The sequence below is a fragment of the Agrobacterium sp. fls2-241-TYG-188a genome (assembly GCF_030209845.1).
Genome location: NZ_JARVRD010000002.1, coordinates 718,322 through 734,176, shown reverse-complemented (window position 1 = coordinate 734,176; position 15,855 = coordinate 718,322). Strand labels below are relative to the sequence as shown.

12 protein-coding genes are annotated in these 15,855 nt (G+C 57.6%); 8 read left to right on the top strand and 4 right to left on the bottom strand.

The genetic code is table 11. From position 1 onward, the window contains the following. Positions 1 to 4: 4 nt before the first annotated feature. Complete coding sequence (gene rplI, locus QRN85_RS10340) at positions 5 to 580, top strand: 50S ribosomal protein L9 (protein WP_062586982.1); 576 nt, start codon at positions 5 to 7, stop codon at positions 578 to 580. Positions 581 to 660: 80 nt separating this feature from the next. Here rplI and QRN85_RS10335 read toward each other — a convergent pair whose 3' ends face one another. Then, positions 661 to 1,602, bottom strand: a complete 942-nt coding sequence (locus tag QRN85_RS10335) for a DMT family transporter (RefSeq protein WP_284757833.1) — start codon at positions 1,600 to 1,602, stop codon at positions 661 to 663. Positions 1,603 to 1,723: 121 nt separating this feature from the next. Here QRN85_RS10335 and QRN85_RS10330 point away from each other — a divergent pair, with 121 nt between their 5' ends. Beyond that, positions 1,724 to 2,434, top strand: a complete 711-nt coding sequence (locus QRN85_RS10330; protein ID WP_284757831.1) for an ArsR/SmtB family transcription factor — start codon at positions 1,724 to 1,726, stop codon at positions 2,432 to 2,434. A gap of 39 nt (positions 2,435 to 2,473) precedes the next feature. On the opposite strand, the gene QRN85_RS10325 is transcribed toward QRN85_RS10330, so the two are convergent. From QRN85_RS10325 to QRN85_RS10315, 3 genes are read right to left on the bottom strand one after another with little or no spacing between them, the layout of a single operon-like run. Further along, positions 2,474 to 3,541 (bottom strand): HlyD family secretion protein, encoded by a 1,068-nt coding sequence (locus QRN85_RS10325; protein WP_113093063.1) that lies wholly within the window; start codon positions 3,539 to 3,541, stop codon positions 2,474 to 2,476. Positions 3,542 to 3,558: 17 nt separating this feature from the next. Then, positions 3,559 to 5,229: an MFS transporter gene (locus QRN85_RS10320; RefSeq protein WP_113218111.1), complete on the bottom strand. Its 1,671-nt coding sequence runs from the start codon at positions 5,227 to 5,229 to the stop codon at positions 3,559 to 3,561. Beyond that, positions 5,226 to 5,681 carry a MarR family winged helix-turn-helix transcriptional regulator gene (locus tag QRN85_RS10315; RefSeq protein WP_062586979.1) on the bottom strand — a complete coding sequence of 152 codons (456 nt, stop codon included), beginning with the start codon at positions 5,679 to 5,681 and terminating at the stop codon, positions 5,226 to 5,228. The genes QRN85_RS10320 and QRN85_RS10315 overlap by 4 nt, the downstream gene beginning before the upstream one ends. A gap of 328 nt (positions 5,682 to 6,009) precedes the next feature. On the opposite strand from QRN85_RS10315, the gene QRN85_RS10310 reads away from it, so the two are divergent. The 6 genes from QRN85_RS10310 (at position 6,010) to purF (ending at position 15,839) form a co-directional block, all read left to right on the top strand. Further along, complete coding sequence (locus QRN85_RS10310) at positions 6,010 to 7,506, top strand: replicative DNA helicase (RefSeq protein WP_062586978.1); 1,497 nt, start codon at positions 6,010 to 6,012, stop codon at positions 7,504 to 7,506. Positions 7,507 to 7,715: 209 nt separating this feature from the next. Further along, positions 7,716 to 8,891: an alanine racemase gene (alr, locus tag QRN85_RS10305; protein WP_284757829.1), complete on the top strand. Its 1,176-nt coding sequence runs from the start codon at positions 7,716 to 7,718 to the stop codon at positions 8,889 to 8,891. A gap of 177 nt (positions 8,892 to 9,068) precedes the next feature. Continuing rightward, positions 9,069 to 10,469, top strand: coding sequence for a DNA repair protein RadA (gene radA, locus QRN85_RS10300; protein WP_062586976.1), 1,401 nt, complete (start codon positions 9,069 to 9,071; stop codon positions 10,467 to 10,469). Positions 10,470 to 11,195: 726 nt separating this feature from the next. Next, positions 11,196 to 13,514 carry an autotransporter domain-containing protein gene (locus tag QRN85_RS10295; protein ID WP_284757828.1) on the top strand — a complete coding sequence of 773 codons (2,319 nt, stop codon included), beginning with the start codon at positions 11,196 to 11,198 and terminating at the stop codon, positions 13,512 to 13,514. Positions 13,515 to 13,619: 105 nt separating this feature from the next. Beyond that, positions 13,620 to 14,207, top strand: a complete 588-nt coding sequence (locus QRN85_RS10290; protein WP_062586974.1) for a CvpA family protein — start codon at positions 13,620 to 13,622, stop codon at positions 14,205 to 14,207. A gap of 138 nt (positions 14,208 to 14,345) precedes the next feature. Continuing rightward, positions 14,346 to 15,839 (top strand): amidophosphoribosyltransferase, encoded by a 1,494-nt coding sequence (gene purF, locus QRN85_RS10285; RefSeq protein ID WP_113093017.1) that lies wholly within the window; start codon positions 14,346 to 14,348, stop codon positions 15,837 to 15,839. Positions 15,840 to 15,855 lie beyond the last annotated feature (16 nt).

The following is a 15,855-nucleotide window of genomic DNA, read 5'->3' as shown; positions in this document are numbered from 1 at the left end:
GAAGATGGAAGTCATTCTTCTCGAACGCATCGCCAAGCTTGGCCAGATGGGCGAAACCGTAAAGGTTCGTGACGGCTACGCACGTAACTTCCTGTTGCCGCAGGGCAAGGCTCTTCGCGCCAACGCTGCCAACAAGACCCGTTTTGAATCCGAGCGCGCAACGCTCGAAGCCCGTAACCTTGAGCGCAAGTCTGAAGCCCAGAAGGTTGCAGACGCTCTCGAAGGCAAGAGCTTCATCGTTGTACGTTCCGCTGGCGAAACCGGCCAGCTGTACGGCTCTGTCGCTGCTCGCGACGTTGTTGAAATCCTCGGCGCAGAAGGCTTCAACATCGGCCGCAACCAGGTCGAGCTCAACACACCGATCAAGACCATCGGCCTGCACAATGTTACGCTTCACCTCCATTCGGAAGTCGAGCTGCAGGTTGAACTCAACGTTGCCCGTTCTGCTGAAGAAGCCGAGCGTCAGGCAAAGGGTGAGAGCCTGACATCTGCAGACGCCATCTACGGCGTTGACGAAGATGCTCTTCGTCCAGAAGACTTCTTTGATCCAGATGCAGATCAGGACGGCGACGACGAGTAATCGTTCTGGCCTTACGGCTATAAAGAAACCCCGGATGGCAACATCCGGGGTTTTTTCATAGGGGAGATATCAGGCCGGTTTTACGAGGAAGCAGGCTCGTCCTGCCTGGCTGGACTTTTGCGGCGCCCCAGCCGCAGCACTCCAGGCGGCAGCGTCATGGCGACAACACCCATGAGGATGCAGACAAGACCCACGATGGTCGAGGCGTGCAGCTCTTCCCCCAGAAAGATGACCCCGATGGCAACACCCACCGGCACCCTCACATAGGCTTGCGCGGTCGTTCCAAGCGAGCCGAGCGTATGCACCAGTCGAAAGTAGATGGTGAATGCAAGAGCGGTGGAGAAGATCGAGAGGCTCATCAGCGCCATGATCGACCTGGTTGAGGGCGCAAGTTCCCATGGCCGGTCGACAATGAGGCTGATCGGAATGAGGATGATGGCGCCGCATATCAGCGATGCTGCTGCCGGTATCATCGAATCGATGCCCTTGAAGTTCTTTCCGAAGATTGCGGCACCGGCATACAATGCGGTGGCGACAATGACGGCAAGCTGGGCAAGCACGACATTTCCGAGACCGTTTAGCGCCTGTATGCCGATCATCACGATCGTTCCGATCAGTCCGATCATGACGCCGAAGAGCTTTCGGCCATTGACGATCTCATGCCGGGTGATGAGCAGCGTCAGAAGAAAGGCGAAGACCGGCGTCAGAGAATTGAGGATCACGGCCAGACCGGCGTCAATGTAATGTTCCGCCCATGCAATGAGTGTGAAGGGCAAAACACTGTTGAGGAGCGACTGAATCGCAAAGCGTTTCCATAGCTGCGGGCTCGTCGGAAGTCTCAGGCCGCGCCAGTAAAGAATGACCATCAATATGCCACCGGCTATCGTGGTTCTTGCGGCAATCAGCGTTACCGGCGGAATGGTCTCGATACCGAGCTTGATGAAGGTGTAGGAACTGCCCCAAAGGCATCCCAGCAGAACAAGCAGGCCAAGTTCCCGCATAAGCCCGATTTTTCCCGTCATTCCAATGTCCCTTACATGATGCCAATGCTCATCCTATAGAGACGTCGGCAGACCGGAAGCTTCGGCAGCGGCCGAACAATGTCCCGCTGACGGTGCGCAGCTTTAGTGCTAGCGTTGCGGAATGACAAGCATCGCCTCACCCAACACCATCGCCGCCATCGCGAATCTGATGGGCGACACCACGCGTGCCAATATGCTGTGTGCCCTGATGGGCGGACAGGCGCTGACGGCGGGCGAGCTTTCCCGGCAGGCGGGGGTAACACCACAGACGGGCAGCGGCCATCTGGCAAAAATGGTCGATGCCAATCTTCTCTCCACCGTCAAGCAGGGGCGGCACCGCTATTACCGTCTCGCCTCTGCGCAGGTTGCCAACGGCATCGATGCATTGATGAACATAGCCGCCGATGGGCCGAAGCGGCATCATCCTGTCGGTCCAAAAGAAAAAGACATGCGGATCGCCCGCAGTTGCTATGACCATATCGCTGGCAGGTTGGCTGTGGCCATGGCCGACAGCCTTTCCGAAAATGGGCACATCCTGTTGTCGGACGAGGGTGCGCTCCTGACCGAAAAGGGAAATGCATTTCTGCGGGAGTTCGGGATCGACCTCGACAAGGGCACGCATTCGAAGCGCCCTCTCTGCAAGACCTGTCTGGATTGGAGCGAGCGCCGCTACCATATTGCCGGGCGCGTCGGCGCCGCCCTTCTGGACCGCACGCTGGAACTGGGCTGGCTGGCCAGACGCGCCGACAGTCGCGCTTTGCGCATCACGCCCGCGGGCAGCAAGGGTTTTCGCGAAATATTCTGTCTTCCGGCAGAATGGAACGCGCTGTAACAATGGGCAGGACCGAGCCCCCTGCCCGCAAAATCCGTCTTACTTTGCAACCGTCCCGGCATTCCCCGGCGTAGCGGCCTTGTCTACCCGCACCACGACCGACATCCCCGGAGATAGTTCAGCAGCGAGCGGTTGATCCGGGTCGATGGAGATTCTGACACCAAGGCGCTGAGCGATCTTGACGAAGTTGCCGGTGGCATTGTCAGGCTTGATAACTGCGAATTCGGAGCCGGCAGCGGGTGCAAAACGCTCGACCTTGCCGGTCAGCTTGCGACGGTGGAGGGCATCGACCGAGATCGAAACCGCCTGCCCCACTTCCATGCCGCCAAGCTGCGTTTCCTTGAAGTTGGCGACGACCCAGATATCGTGGGGAACGACCGCCATCAACTGCGTTCCGGCAGCGACATACTGGCCGACGCGCACGCCGACTTCGCCCAGCTTGCCGTCCCTTGGTGCATGGATTTCGGTATTCTGCAGGTCGATCTTTGCCAGCTCGACAGCGGCCTCCGCATTGGCAACCGCCGCCTGTAGAGACCCGCGATTGATGATGATGGTCTGGAGATCCTGCCGGGCCACCTCAAGTGCGGCCTTGGACTGTGAGAGACCTGCACGAGCCTTGTCGAGATTGGCTTGCGCTTCTTCCTGCACGCTGGAGGTTCCGGCGCCACTGCGAAGCAGGCTGTCCTGACGATCCGCAGCCAACTGGGCCTGCTTCAGTGATGCCTGTGCGCTATCCACCGCCGCTTCACCGGAGCCGATATTGGCCTTGGCGGCGATTTCCTGCTGGCGGGAATTGTCGAAAGCCGCCTTCTGGCTGTCGAGCGAGGCTTCCGCCTGCGCCAGCTTCTGGCGGAAGATGCGGTCATCGACCTTGGCCAGAACATCGCCTTCCCTGACCTCCTGGTAATCCTTGACCGGCACATCGACGATGTAACCGCTGACCTGTGGGCTCATGGTGGTGACATAGCCGCGCACATAGGCATTGTCGGTCATTTCCACCGTGCTGGAAAACGGCGGCAGACGCCATGCGTAGAGCACCAGCGCCACACCGGCGACGCCGCCCAGAAGAACAATAAGAGTAAGAGGCGTGAAAATTTTCTTCAGCATTTTGATATCTCGGACAATCACGATTGAGGTGCGGCCACGCCATCCTCTGCGCTTTTGAGCAGAGGCTTGAAACGTAACCATGCAAGATGGATGAGAAGCATGACAAGAGCTGCCGCGGCACAGGCCGAAATCAGCAGAAACGTGTCGTTATATGCCAATATGTAGGCTTCGCGCGTTACCTGTTGGCTGAGCAGCGAAAGACCTTCCGCCTTGAGCAAGGCAGGATCGGTAATGACATGGCTGTATCCCGCCGAAAGCTGGCTGACGCGTTGAGCGACCTGCGGGTTTTGCAGCAGGATGCTTTCCACGAGGATGTTGGAATGGAATTTTTCCCTTAGCGTCACGAAAGATCCCAGCAGGCCTGTCGTCAACATCGATCCGGTAATCTGCGTAAACAGGAAAATGGTGATGAAGTTGACGAGGTATGGCGGGCCCTTAGCCAATGCCGCACCAAAGCCCTTCGCCATCACAGGCGGCAGGAACATGGCGGCACCAAAGGCAATCATTGCCTGGCTGAGATACATCTGTTCCGGTCGAACCAGATTAGTCAGCCCGCTATCCATGAATGCGCCAAGGGCAATCAATGAAAGCGCGATCACGTGGGCGGTGTCGACATATTTCGTCAGCATCAATATTCCGCACAGCGCACCACCCAGCACGGTTGCCAGAATGATCAGCGCATAAAGCGACGTCGTCTGCTCGTTGAGAATGCCGAGCTGCTGATAGAGGCTGACCGCTGTTGACGACTGCTCAGACGAAACGGCGCGATATATCAGCAGAATTGCAATCAGATGCAGGTTGGTCCGCGAGAATATCCAGCGCAAATCCAGCATGGGATTTTTCCGCGGCAGCTCAATCAGCGTCATCACCGTCAGCAGACCGACGGATGTGGCAAGGAGAACGCCGAGCCACCAGGTTTCAAACCACCAGTAGAAGCGGCCAAGGGTGAGGAATACTGCAAGGCAGCCCAGCCCGCCCGCAAACAGCATGTAGCTGAGAATATCCACACGCTCGATGACCTTGGCGCGCGGTGGCGGCGTCAAAGGCAAGAGATAGATGATGGGCAAGGCGGCAAGAGCAAGCCCTACTTCCATCGTATAGAGCGCCTGCCAGCCATCGATATCCAGCAACGTCGGCGAGACGATGCGGGCGAGCGGCGCGGACAGAAGCGTGCCGGTTAGTGCGATACTAAGGCCGAGCGTCAGCTTGCGCTGCACCGGGAAAGCCTCGAGTATGTAGAGAAAGCCGAGCGATGACAAAGGTGCCGCAGCCATGCCGCTGACAAAGCGCACGACAATGGCCGAATGCAGATCAGTCACGAAGAGGTTGAGACAGGAAGCCAGAACGAAACAGATGATGCTGATTTCTGCGAAGGGTCGAAGGCCGTATTGCTGGCGCACCTTGAAAAGCGCAATGGAAAAGGTCGCATAGGGCGCCATATAGGCCGCGGAAAGCCAGGCAACTTCGGCAATCGTCGCTGAAAACTCTCCCTGCAATTGATAGATGTTGGCCATGACGATGTTCATGCCCATGCCCTGGGTCACGAAAAACGTCAGTCCGGCGGCAATATAAAGCAGTTTCGCGACCAGCGACTTCTCCGGCACGGGCGCTGGCGCTGCGGGAGCGGTCTCGCTTACCTGTGAGGCATCGTCATCCTCTACATCCGTGTTCGACAGGGCGTTGCTCATGATTGCACCCTCTCGCCAGCGAGATTTTGCAGATTGTGAGAGAGCTTTCGGACCACATCCAGTGCTGCGCGAATATCGTCCGTCGAAATATCGGCCGCGATCTCTGCGCGCATGGATTTGGCCTGCATATCAACATCCTTGAATGTGGTCATACCATCTGGCGTCATGTGGATCCGTTTTGCGCGCCGATCGATCTCGTCAGAACGCCGCTCGATGAGTTTTTGTTTCTCCATCGCATCCAGCACCCGCACAAGCGTCGGAGTTTCGATTTCCAGCTCTTCAGCCAGCTCCTTCTGGGTCAGCGGACCGCGGCGCGATAGTGCAAAAAGAGCCCTGGCGCGCGCAAGCGTCAGCCCCTGCTCTGCCACCCGGGCATCGAAGAAGGATCTGAGCTTACGATTGAAAGCCGCCATCTCATCGAAAAGCTGCTCTTTTTCACTCGCACGGGACAAAGTACTTTCACCTTATAATTAGCACGCTATCTATTTCATCCCTATTTATTTTCGCAAGCGGTAAGATGCAAGATGCTTTGTGGCGATGGCAGCCATGACGTAAACTCATAGCCACCACGACCGATTCGAATTGCAGACCTGCACTTCACGGCTTTGCCTGTGGATTACTGTTAACAACACAATTTGTGAGGACGCCTGCCAAAGTTCCCGCACGCCTCTTTGCCACTGTTGCCGCAATGTCCTTGACTGCCGCCGCCGCTGGCCTCAAACCGGCAGGCTTGCATGAAACGAAGGCTCCGACCAGCCTTAAGGGAGATCACAGAAAACCATGAACGACGCTGTGAGAAAAATCACCCCCGCCCCGGCTGCTGAACCGCTTTACCGTGAGGCACCGAACAATATCGAGGCGGAACAGGCGCTGCTTGGCGCCATCCTCGTCAACAACGACGCCTATTACCGCGTTTCCGACTTTCTGAAGCCCGTGCATCTGTATGAGCCGCTTCACCGGAAGATATTCGAAGTCGCGGGCGATATCATTCGCATGGGCAAAACCGCCAACCCGGTGACAATCAAAACCTTCCTGCCGGCCGACGGCAAGATCGGCGACATGACCGTGGCGCAATATCTGGCGCGTCTCGCCTCGGACGCTGTTTCGATCATCAACGCCGAAGACTATGGCCGCGCGATCTATGATCTGGCGCTTCGCCGCGCGCTGATTCAGATTGGTGAGGACGTCGTCAACATCGCCTATGACGCGCCGCTGGACATGCCACCGCAGACGCAGATCGAGGACACCGAACGCCGCCTGTTCGAACTGGCCGAAACCGGTCGTTATGACGGCGGTTTCCAGTCCTTCAACGACGCGGTTTCGCTCGCCATCGACATGGCGGGCGCCGCATTCGAGCGCGACGGCAACCTGTCGGGCATCTCCACCGGCATCCATTCTCTCGACGCCCGCATGGGCGGTCTGCAGCGTTCCGACTTGATCGTGCTTGCCGGACGCCCGGGTATGGGCAAGACCTCGCTTGCCACGAACATCGCCTACAACATCGCTGCATCCTATGAGCAGGAAGTCCAGCCGGACGGTTCGTTCAAGGCCAAGAATGGCGGCGTCGTCGGCTTCTACTCGCTCGAAATGTCGTCCGAACAGCTGGCGACACGTATCATCTCCGAGCAGACGGAAGTCTCGTCCTCGAAAATCCGCCGTGGTGAAATCACCGAAGCGGACTTCGAGAAGCTCGTCGCCTGCAGCCAGATGATGCAGAAGGTGCCGCTCTATATCGACCAGACCGGTGGTATTTCCATCGCTCAGCTCTCCGCCCGCGCCCGCCGCCTCAAGCGCCAGCGCGGCCTCGATTGCCTTGTGGTGGACTATATTCAGCTGATGACCGGCTCCGGCAAGTCAGGCGAAAACCGCGTGCAGGAAATCACCCAGATTACCACGGGTCTCAAGGCGCTGGGCAAGGAACTCAATGTTCCCATCATCGCGCTCTCCCAGCTATCCCGTCAGGTGGAAAGCCGCGAAGACAAGCGACCCCAGCTCTCCGACCTTCGCGAATCGGGCTCCATCGAGCAGGACGCCGACGTGGTGCTCTTCGTTTTCCGCGAGGAATACTACGTCAAGAACATGGAACCTCGCGATATCTCGGACCCCAAATATGCCGAATGGGAAGCCCATTTCGACAAGGTCAAGGGCACCGCAGACGTCATCATCGCCAAGCAGCGTCACGGACCGACCGGCACCGTCAAACTCGCCTTCCAGTCGGAATTCACCCGCTTTGCGGACCTGGCCGATCCATCCTTCACGCAATATGAAGAGCATTGATTTTTCGACCAACGCCCTGCTGCCAGCCACGCAGGGCGTTGTCTTTACAGGCACTTGACCCCAAAGCCTGAGATATTGATTCAGGCTTCGTCCCCTGAGTTCGCCTCCCCGGGGGACAATGCTGCCGTGACAAAGTTTTGTCTCTCGCGTCATGACCCGCTGCTACAAAGGTGATAGACCAGCGCCATCAGAGCCAGCGGTACAGGACCATGACAGACGATTTTGACGACAGCTTTTCCGAGATTGAAACCGATGCCTTCGATGCTGCGCCGCTGCGCCTGACCGTCGACCTTGGCGCACTTGCCGACAACTGGCGCGACATGGCCAGTCGCTCCGGCAAGGCCCGCGCCAGTGCAGTGGTAAAAGCCGATGCCTATGGCATGGGTATCGAAGACTGCGGCGCAACGCTCTATCACGCCGGTGCACGGGACTTTTTCGTTGCAACCGTGGCAGAGGGCGCAACGCTTCGCCCCCACGCACCGGAAGCCCGGATTTTTGTCCTGTCCGGCATATGGCCCGGGCAGGAACGTCTGGTTTTCGCAAACGATCTTGTGCCGGTCGTTGCATCGGAAGAACAGCTCTCATTCTGGATGGGTTTGATGGCCGAGCGTGGCGATCACCCCTTCGCGCTGCATGTGGATACGGGCTTCAATCGTCTGGGGCTGTCGCTGGATGATGCATTGTTTCTGGCTGACGACGTGACACGACCGGCAAGCTTCGACCCTGTCCTCGTGCTCTCGCACCTCGCCTGCGCAGACACGCCATCCTCGCCCATGAACAGGATGCAGCTTGAATCATTCCAACAGGTTGTCGCGGCTTTCGAAGGCGTCGAATCAAGCCTCTCCGCTTCTGCCGGAATTTTCCTCGGACCGGATTACCACTTTGACCTTACCCGCCCCGGCATAGCGCTTTACGGTGGTGAGGCGGTCAACGGCGTAGCAAATCCGATGCGGGCAGTGGCGAAAGCCGAAGCACGGATCCTTCAAATCCGTGAAGCAAAGCAGGGCCAGACCGTCAGCTATGGCGGCACGCTGCGCCTCACACGAGACAGCCGACTCGCGATTGCCTCCGCTGGCTATGCGGATGGCTACCACCGCTCCCTCTCCGGCTCCGGCATCCCTCTCCGAGAAATGGGCAATAGCGGCGCTCATGGCTTCGTGAATGGTCACAAGGTGCCGATTGCGGGTCGGGTAACAATGGATCTGACGATTTTCGATGTCACCGACCTCCCCGCAAACGCAATCCGTGCTGGCGACTACATCGAACTCTTCGGCCCCAATATGCCCGTGGACGATGTGGCACGCGCAGCCGGAACGATCGGTTATGAAATGCTGACCGGTCTTGGATTGCGATACGAGCGCCAGTATCTGATCGAAGAGGACTGAGGCGCTCAAAGTCTCTGGCGGTTTCGGCCCTTGGAAAGAGCGACAGACCTGTGCTACGAGAGAACAAAAAGTGATCAAAATGATTCATGCGGGTCGTCGCTGATCTGTTCGCTCTCTACCGTTGAGAGATCATGAGCAGACGGCCGCCATCCATTTGCAAGAGAAGCACCGGAATTCATGGCCAAAGCCAGAACACAATTTATCTGCCAGAACTGCGGCACGGTCCATACTCGTTGGGCAGGCAAGTGCGAGGGCTGCGGCGAGTGGAATACCATCGTTGAAGAAGATCCGATGGGTGGCATCGGGTCCGGCCCGGGCAAGACGCCCAAAAAGGGACGCCCGGTTACACTGACGTCGCTTTCGGGCGAAATCGAAGAAGCCCCGCGAATTCCAACCGGCATGGGCGAGCTTGACCGCGCCACGGGCGGCGGATTCGTGCGCGGGTCGGCGGTCCTGATCGGTGGCGATCCGGGTATCGGCAAGTCCACATTGTTGATGCAGGCGGCAGCGGCACTATCCCGTCGCGGACACCGCATCGTCTATGTTTCGGGCGAAGAAGCGGTCGCACAGGTGCGCCTTCGCGCGCAGCGTCTGGGTGCCGCCGATACCGACGTGCTCCTGGCGGCGGAAACCAATGTCGAGGATATTCTCGCCACGATTTCGGAAGGCAAGCGCCCGGACCTCATCATCATCGACTCCATCCAGACCTTGTGGAGCGACACGGCCGATTCCGCGCCGGGCACGGTCACACAGGTGCGAACCGGCGTGCAGGCCATGATCCGCTTTGCCAAGCAGACGGGCGCGACCATGGTGCTGGTCGGTCACGTCACCAAGGATGGGCAGATCGCCGGGCCGCGCGTCGTCGAGCACATGGTCGATGCGGTCCTGTATTTCGAAGGCGACCGTGGTCATCATTACCGGATCCTGCGCACGGTGAAGAACCGTTTCGGTCCGACCGATGAAATCGGCGTGTTCGAAATGTCCGACAAGGGCCTGCGGGAGGTTTCCAACCCCTCCGAACTCTTTCTGGGCGAGCGTAATGAAAAATCGCCGGGGGCGGCGGTGTTTGCCGGTATGGAGGGTACCCGCCCGGTGCTGGTGGAAGTTCAGGCGCTCGTCGCACCCACCTCACTCGGCACCCCGCGCCGCGCCGTCGTCGGCTGGGATTCGTCACGCCTTGCCATGATCCTCGCGGTGCTGGAAGCCCATTGCGGGGTGAAGCTTGGCAGCCACGACGTCTACCTCAACATCGCCGGCGGCTACCGCATCTCTGAGCCTGCAGCGGATATGGCGATAGCTTCTGCACTGGTTTCCTCGCTGGCCGGCCTCGCCCTGCCCGCCGATTGCGTCTATTTCGGTGAGGTCAGCCTGTCTGGCGCAGTGCGCCCCGTTTCGCAAACGGGGCAACGGTTGAAGGAGGCTGAAAAGCTCGGCTTTTCCAGCGCGTTCCTGCCGTCCGCGTCGGCTGAATTACCAAAGGGTAGCAAGGGACGCTGGACTGAAATCGAAAGCCTGCCGGATCTTGTCTCACGTATTGCGGGGTCGGGCAGCCGGTTCAGGCAAGCTGAGGATGATTAGAGCAGTCTTCGCCTACGTCGAGAGCTACATAGAGGTGGCTACTAGACCCGACGAAGGCATAGTGACCGCGCGGCTTCCGTGAGCAACCGAATGCGCGGTCGCCTCCCTGAAGGCGGGCCGTGTAAACACCATTGCGTGACCGTGACAGCAGCGAATGTGAGATGTCGTGCGAGCCATGCAGCGAGCAATGGCGAGTTTGATTTATTGTTTTAAGATGGAAGCGAGTGGTCCAGCAGGACGCGTCGTGCTTCGGTCGATCACCTAGTCCGGAGGCATCATCGAGCTATGAATATTTCAAGCTCAAGTTGCTGAAGTTTGTTAGCAGCGAAATGCTTTCTTGGTAACGACGTCCCATTTCACAAAGCTTTTCGCCGATGGAAAGTGATGTAAATTTTCAACACCGACTGTCCAAATTTTTTCTTGGAGTCGACGGCAAAAACATTACAAATACTCTCATGATATTCAAAAAATACTCTTGGATAGAAAATCGAACATTACTCATGTAAGTTCATTGGCGATTATCTCGGTATTTTTTTATCCTGTATGATGCTTCACTTAAAAACCAACGCATATATAAACTCGTTAAAATTGGATAAATATACTATCGCGCTCTATTCGTAACTTTACTTGGTTAAATCTAGAATATTGAAATCAAAAATGGCCAATGCTACCTGATCATTCGTAAATCCGAGTATTGGTTCGGATCGAAGATTGCTTGGTGAGTATATGCTGAAAAAGAAATTTAATGGATATTTGGCTGCCGTATCGCTGGCAGCGGTGGTCGCAGGTTACGGTAGTGCTGCTTCAGCTATCCCCCATGCGCAATCGAATATTTACGGGATGAGCGCCAATGGCGCCTTCTACCTGGTGGGAATTCCTAGCAGCGACGGCATAACGTATACCTATCAAGTCGTTTCCAATGCCAACGATTCCAGCGTCACCCTGACCCCTCCGCAGGGCGCACAGAATTTTCAACCCAGGAGCATAAGCCCTGATGGAAAATATGTGGTCGGCAAATATGACGACTCGCAAACAGGCAAAACCATCAGCTTCATCTGGCGCAACGGAGCCTACACAAATATTTCAATCGAGAACAAGGACGGCGCATCCCTTACTATCTCTGGCGTAGGCAACGACGGCAAGGTTTTTGGCACTTACAGCTACCAGAGTGACGGCGCACGGCTTTTCCTCTGGCAGAACGGCAGCCCGACGCTGACAGCGCCGGCGAACAGCAGCCAGTACAGCGATATCTTTGCCGATGCAATAAGCCGCGATGGCAGCACAGTTGTCGGTAACTTGCTGGCTCGGCCAGCTGATCCGCTGGACTACGACAAGAGCCATGCCATGGTGTGGAACACGGCAACGAACACCGTGACGGATATTAACGACGACCTTTACGATTACTCCTACGCTTACTTCGTGAGCGCCGACGGGGCCGTGGTAGCAGGCAGCGGGATAGGCAATTCGCTTTATAAGGTTTTTCGCTGGACGCCGGACGGCGGAATTAAAGACATCGGCAACATGATGCAAGACATCTATTCCCAGGCCCCGGGAGCCATGAATGCCGCTGCATTGTCACTTTCGGGTAATGCGATCGTCGGTTCCGGTGACGCCATGGATACATTGGATCAAGTTTCCACCACGCATGCCTTTCGCTATCTCGTGCACTCCGACAACCAGACGACGCTCACGGATCTGGGCGTCCTCCATGAAGGTGGCACCAGCACGTCGGAGGCTCGTGCCGTGAGCGCCGACGGCGCTTACGTCGTTGGTAAATCAACGAGCACCGCCTATGGAGATCAGGCGTTTCGCTGGTCTGAAACGACAAACATGATTTCTGTCGATCAGTGGCTGGCAAGTGCCAATGTCACGGCAAATTACACCACAAAAGATGCGGTCTTCATTTCCGATGACGGTAATGTTGTCATGGGCTACACAAGCAACGGCGACGTCTTTGTGGCCCGTGTGGGTGAATTCAGCGGTGACACTACCGGTGACGCAGACGGCGACACAGGCGGTGATACCGGTGGCGATACAGGCGGCGGCGCAGGTGGTGATACAGGCGGCGGCACAGGTGGTGATGCAGGTGGCGGTACAGATGGCGGCACCGGTGGCATCATCACGCTAGAGGAATTCTATCCAACGGTCGTCCAGGCGGCTTCCAGTACCGTGCAGAACAGCGTTTCCAGCGCCAACACCATCATGTTCGGTGCCCAGGGTAACCCGATGCGCAACCTGCTTGGTGTCGGTGAACGGTCTGCCTGGGGCACGGTCGATGGTGGTTATGACAACAGCGATATCTCCAAGGGCGGTCTGGCGCTGGGTGAATTCGGTTATGGCTATGGCATTGCCGAAGGCATCACCGCACGCATTTCGGTCGGTGGCAGCTATAGCGACCAGGATCTCGATGCAGGCGGCTGGGTGAAACAGAAGGGCTTTTACCTTTCGCCCGAGGCCTCCGCCAATGTGGGTTCCAATCTCTACGTCACCCTCGGCGGTTACTTCAGCCGCACCAGCATCGATACCTCGCGCGGTTACCTGAATGGCGCGGCACAGGATTACTCCAACGGCAGCACGGACGCTGACACGTGGGGCGGCAAGATCCGCTTCGACTGGCTGAACGCTGCGAATGTCGCAAACACGGATATCACCCCCTATGCGGGCCTTTCCTATGCGCGCACGACGGTCGATGGCTACAGCGAAACCGGCGGTTCCTTCCCCGTGCGCTATGACGAGACGAGCGATCATTCGACGATTGCCCGCATCGGTGCGGATTTTGTTCGCCCCATGAGCGAGACCGTTCGACTTCTGGCAAAAACAGAAGTGAGCTACCAGTTCGAGGATCAATCCGCAGCCACCAGCGGCACACTGACCGGCATCAATTTCAGCATTGAAGGTCAGGATCTCAAGCAGGTCTGGGTTCGCGGCGGCATCGGTGCGGAGCTCGATGTAGCCGGTGGCACGGCATCATTCATGGTCAACGCAACCACGCAGGGGCAGGACCCGACCGTGTGGCTGCGCTCGAACTATACGGTCAAGTTTTGAGAACATAAGCTATTGGTCCTTTAACTGGCTAAACGCCTAGTGTAAGAGGGACCAAATTTGGCACAGTGACGATTCACTCAGTGTCGCGTTCTCCGGAGTTGGTAGATGCCCATTACGATTTTCGACGGCATAGTCATTGCCGTCGTTCTATTCTCCGCTATTCTCGCCATGGTGCGGGGGTTTTCGCGGGAAATTTTGTCCATCGCTAGTTGGGGCGGCTCGGTCGCGGCCGCCTATTATCTCTATCCGGTGCTGCTGCCCTATGCGCGCAACTATACCGATGACGAAAAGATCGCGGTTGCCGGTTCGGCGGGCGTCATCTTCCTCGTCGCCCTCATCATCATATCCTTCATAACGTCGCGGATTGCCGATTTCATCATCGACAGCCGTATCGGCGCTCTGGATCGGACACTCGGCTTTCTCTTCGGGGCGGCCCGCGGCATCCTGCTTCTGGTCGTCGCCGTTGCCTTCTGGAACTGGCTGGTCGATGTCAGAACCCAGCCGGAATGGGTAACGCAGGCCAAGTCCAAGCCTTTCCTGGACGGTCTGGTCTCGAAGCTTGAAGCGGCCCTTCCCGACAATATCGAGCCGCAAATCCGGGCCCGCATTCTGGGCAAGCCAGCGGAAGGAACGACCGAGCAGACTCCAGCGGAAGACGCACCTGCGACAACCGCTCCAGCCACAAACAATTGACGGTCATGCGCGTCTTGCAATACATGCAAGGCGCGCTATTTGTGCTAGATATTCAATATAGGCAGTAGACAGACCAAACTGGTGGACGATCTCCCCGGCGCGGTTTTTGTTTTTGGCACTTCAGCAAAGGCAAGCCAGATGAATGAGCCGCTTTCGCATTCTACTTTCAACGACATTCTTGATGGCGATACGCTGCATGAGGAATGCGGCGTGTTCGGCGTCCTCGGCCATCCCGATGCGGCGGCACTGACGGCTCTTGGCCTGCACGCCCTGCAGCACCGCGGCCAGGAAGCCGCCGGCATGGTGTCCTTCGATGGCAAGCGGTTCTACCAGGAACGGCATATGGGCCTTGTCGGAGACCATTATACCAATCCAGCCACGCTGGCCCGCCTGCCCGGCTCCATCTGCATCGGCCATACGCGTTACTCCACCACCGGCGAAGTCGCGATGCGCAACGTGCAGCCGCTGTTTGCAGAACTGGAAGAAGGCGGCATCGCGGTTGCCCATAACGGCAACTTCACCAACGGCCTGACGCTTCGTCGCCAGATCATCGCAACCGGTGCCATCTGTCAGTCTACATCCGACACCGAAGTCGTTCTCCACCTGATCGCCCGCTCCCGCCACTCCTCCACCGCCGATCGCTTCATCGATGCCATCAGGCAGATGGAAGGCGGCTATTCGATGCTGGCGATGACGCGCACCAAGCTGATTGCCGCACGTGACCCCACGGGCATCCGCCCGCTTGTCATGGGTGAACTCGATGGCAAGCCGATTTTCTGCTCCGAAACCTGCGCGCTCGATATTATCGGCGCCAAGTTCATTCGTGATGTCGAAAATGGCGAGGTCATCATCTGCGAGATACAGCCGGACGGCTCGATCAGCATTGATGCCCGCAAGCCGGTGAAGCCACAGCCAGAACGCCTGTGCCTGTTCGAATATGTCTATTTCGCACGTCCGGATTCCGTGGTGGGCGGTCGCAACGTTTACACGACCCGCAAGAACATGGGCAGCATCCTTGCCAAGGAAGCGCCGCTGGAGGCCGATGTTGTCGTGCCCGTGCCGGATGGCGGCACGCCCGCTGCTCTAGGCTTTGCGCAGGAAAGCGGCATTCCGTTCGAATATGGCATCATCCGCAACCACTATGTCGGCCGCACCTTCATCGAGCCAACCCAGTCCATTCGTGCACTGGGCGTCAAGCTCAAGCATTCCGCCAACCGCGCCATGATCGAAGGCAAGCGGGTCGTTCTGGTGGATGACTCCATCGTGCGCGGCACCACATCGGTCAAGATCGTGCAGATGATCCGCGAGGCCGGTGCCAAGGAAGTGCACATCCGCGTTGCCAGCCCGATGATTTTCCATCCGGATTTCTACGGTATCGATACGCCGGATGCCGACAAGCTGCTGGCAAACCAGTATGCCGATGTCGCCGACATGGCGAAGTTCATCGGCGTGGATTCGCTGGCATTTCTTTCCATCAATGGCCTTTATCAGGCCGTGGGCGGCGTGGACCGCAACCCTGCCCGTCCGCAGTTTACCGATCATTATTTTACCGGTGAATATCCGACCCGCCTTCTGGACAAGAATGGCGAAGCCATGGGCAACAAGATTTCCATGCTTGCCAGCAATGGCTGATTGAAGATTGCCCGCG

Excerpts from the sequence above, each read along its gene's own strand:
- QRN85_RS10295 (WP_284757828.1), top strand. The coding sequence starts at position 11,196 with ATGCTGAAAAAGAAATTTAATGGATATTTGGCTGCCGTATCGCTGGCA.
- QRN85_RS10310 (WP_062586978.1), top strand. The coding sequence starts at position 6,010 with ATGAACGACGCTGTGAGAAAAATCACCCCCGCCCCGGCTGCTGAACCG.
- purF (WP_113093017.1), top strand. The coding sequence starts at position 14,346 with ATGAATGAGCCGCTTTCGCATTCTACTTTCAACGACATTCTTGATGGC.
- radA (WP_062586976.1), top strand. The coding sequence starts at position 9,069 with ATGGCCAAAGCCAGAACACAATTTATCTGCCAGAACTGCGGCACGGTC.
- QRN85_RS10335 (WP_284757833.1), bottom strand. The coding sequence starts at position 1,602 with ATGACGGGAAAAATCGGGCTTATGCGGGAACTTGGCCTGCTTGTTCTG.
- alr (WP_284757829.1), top strand. The coding sequence starts at position 7,716 with ATGACAGACGATTTTGACGACAGCTTTTCCGAGATTGAAACCGATGCC.
- QRN85_RS10325 (WP_113093063.1), bottom strand. The coding sequence starts at position 3,541 with ATGCTGAAGAAAATTTTCACGCCTCTTACTCTTATTGTTCTTCTGGGC.
- rplI (WP_062586982.1), top strand. The coding sequence starts at position 5 with ATGGAAGTCATTCTTCTCGAACGCATCGCCAAGCTTGGCCAGATGGGC.
- QRN85_RS10330 (WP_284757831.1), top strand. The coding sequence starts at position 1,724 with ATGACAAGCATCGCCTCACCCAACACCATCGCCGCCATCGCGAATCTG.
- QRN85_RS10320 (WP_113218111.1), bottom strand. The coding sequence starts at position 5,229 with ATGAGCAACGCCCTGTCGAACACGGATGTAGAGGATGACGATGCCTCA.
- QRN85_RS10290 (WP_062586974.1), top strand. The coding sequence starts at position 13,620 with ATGCCCATTACGATTTTCGACGGCATAGTCATTGCCGTCGTTCTATTC.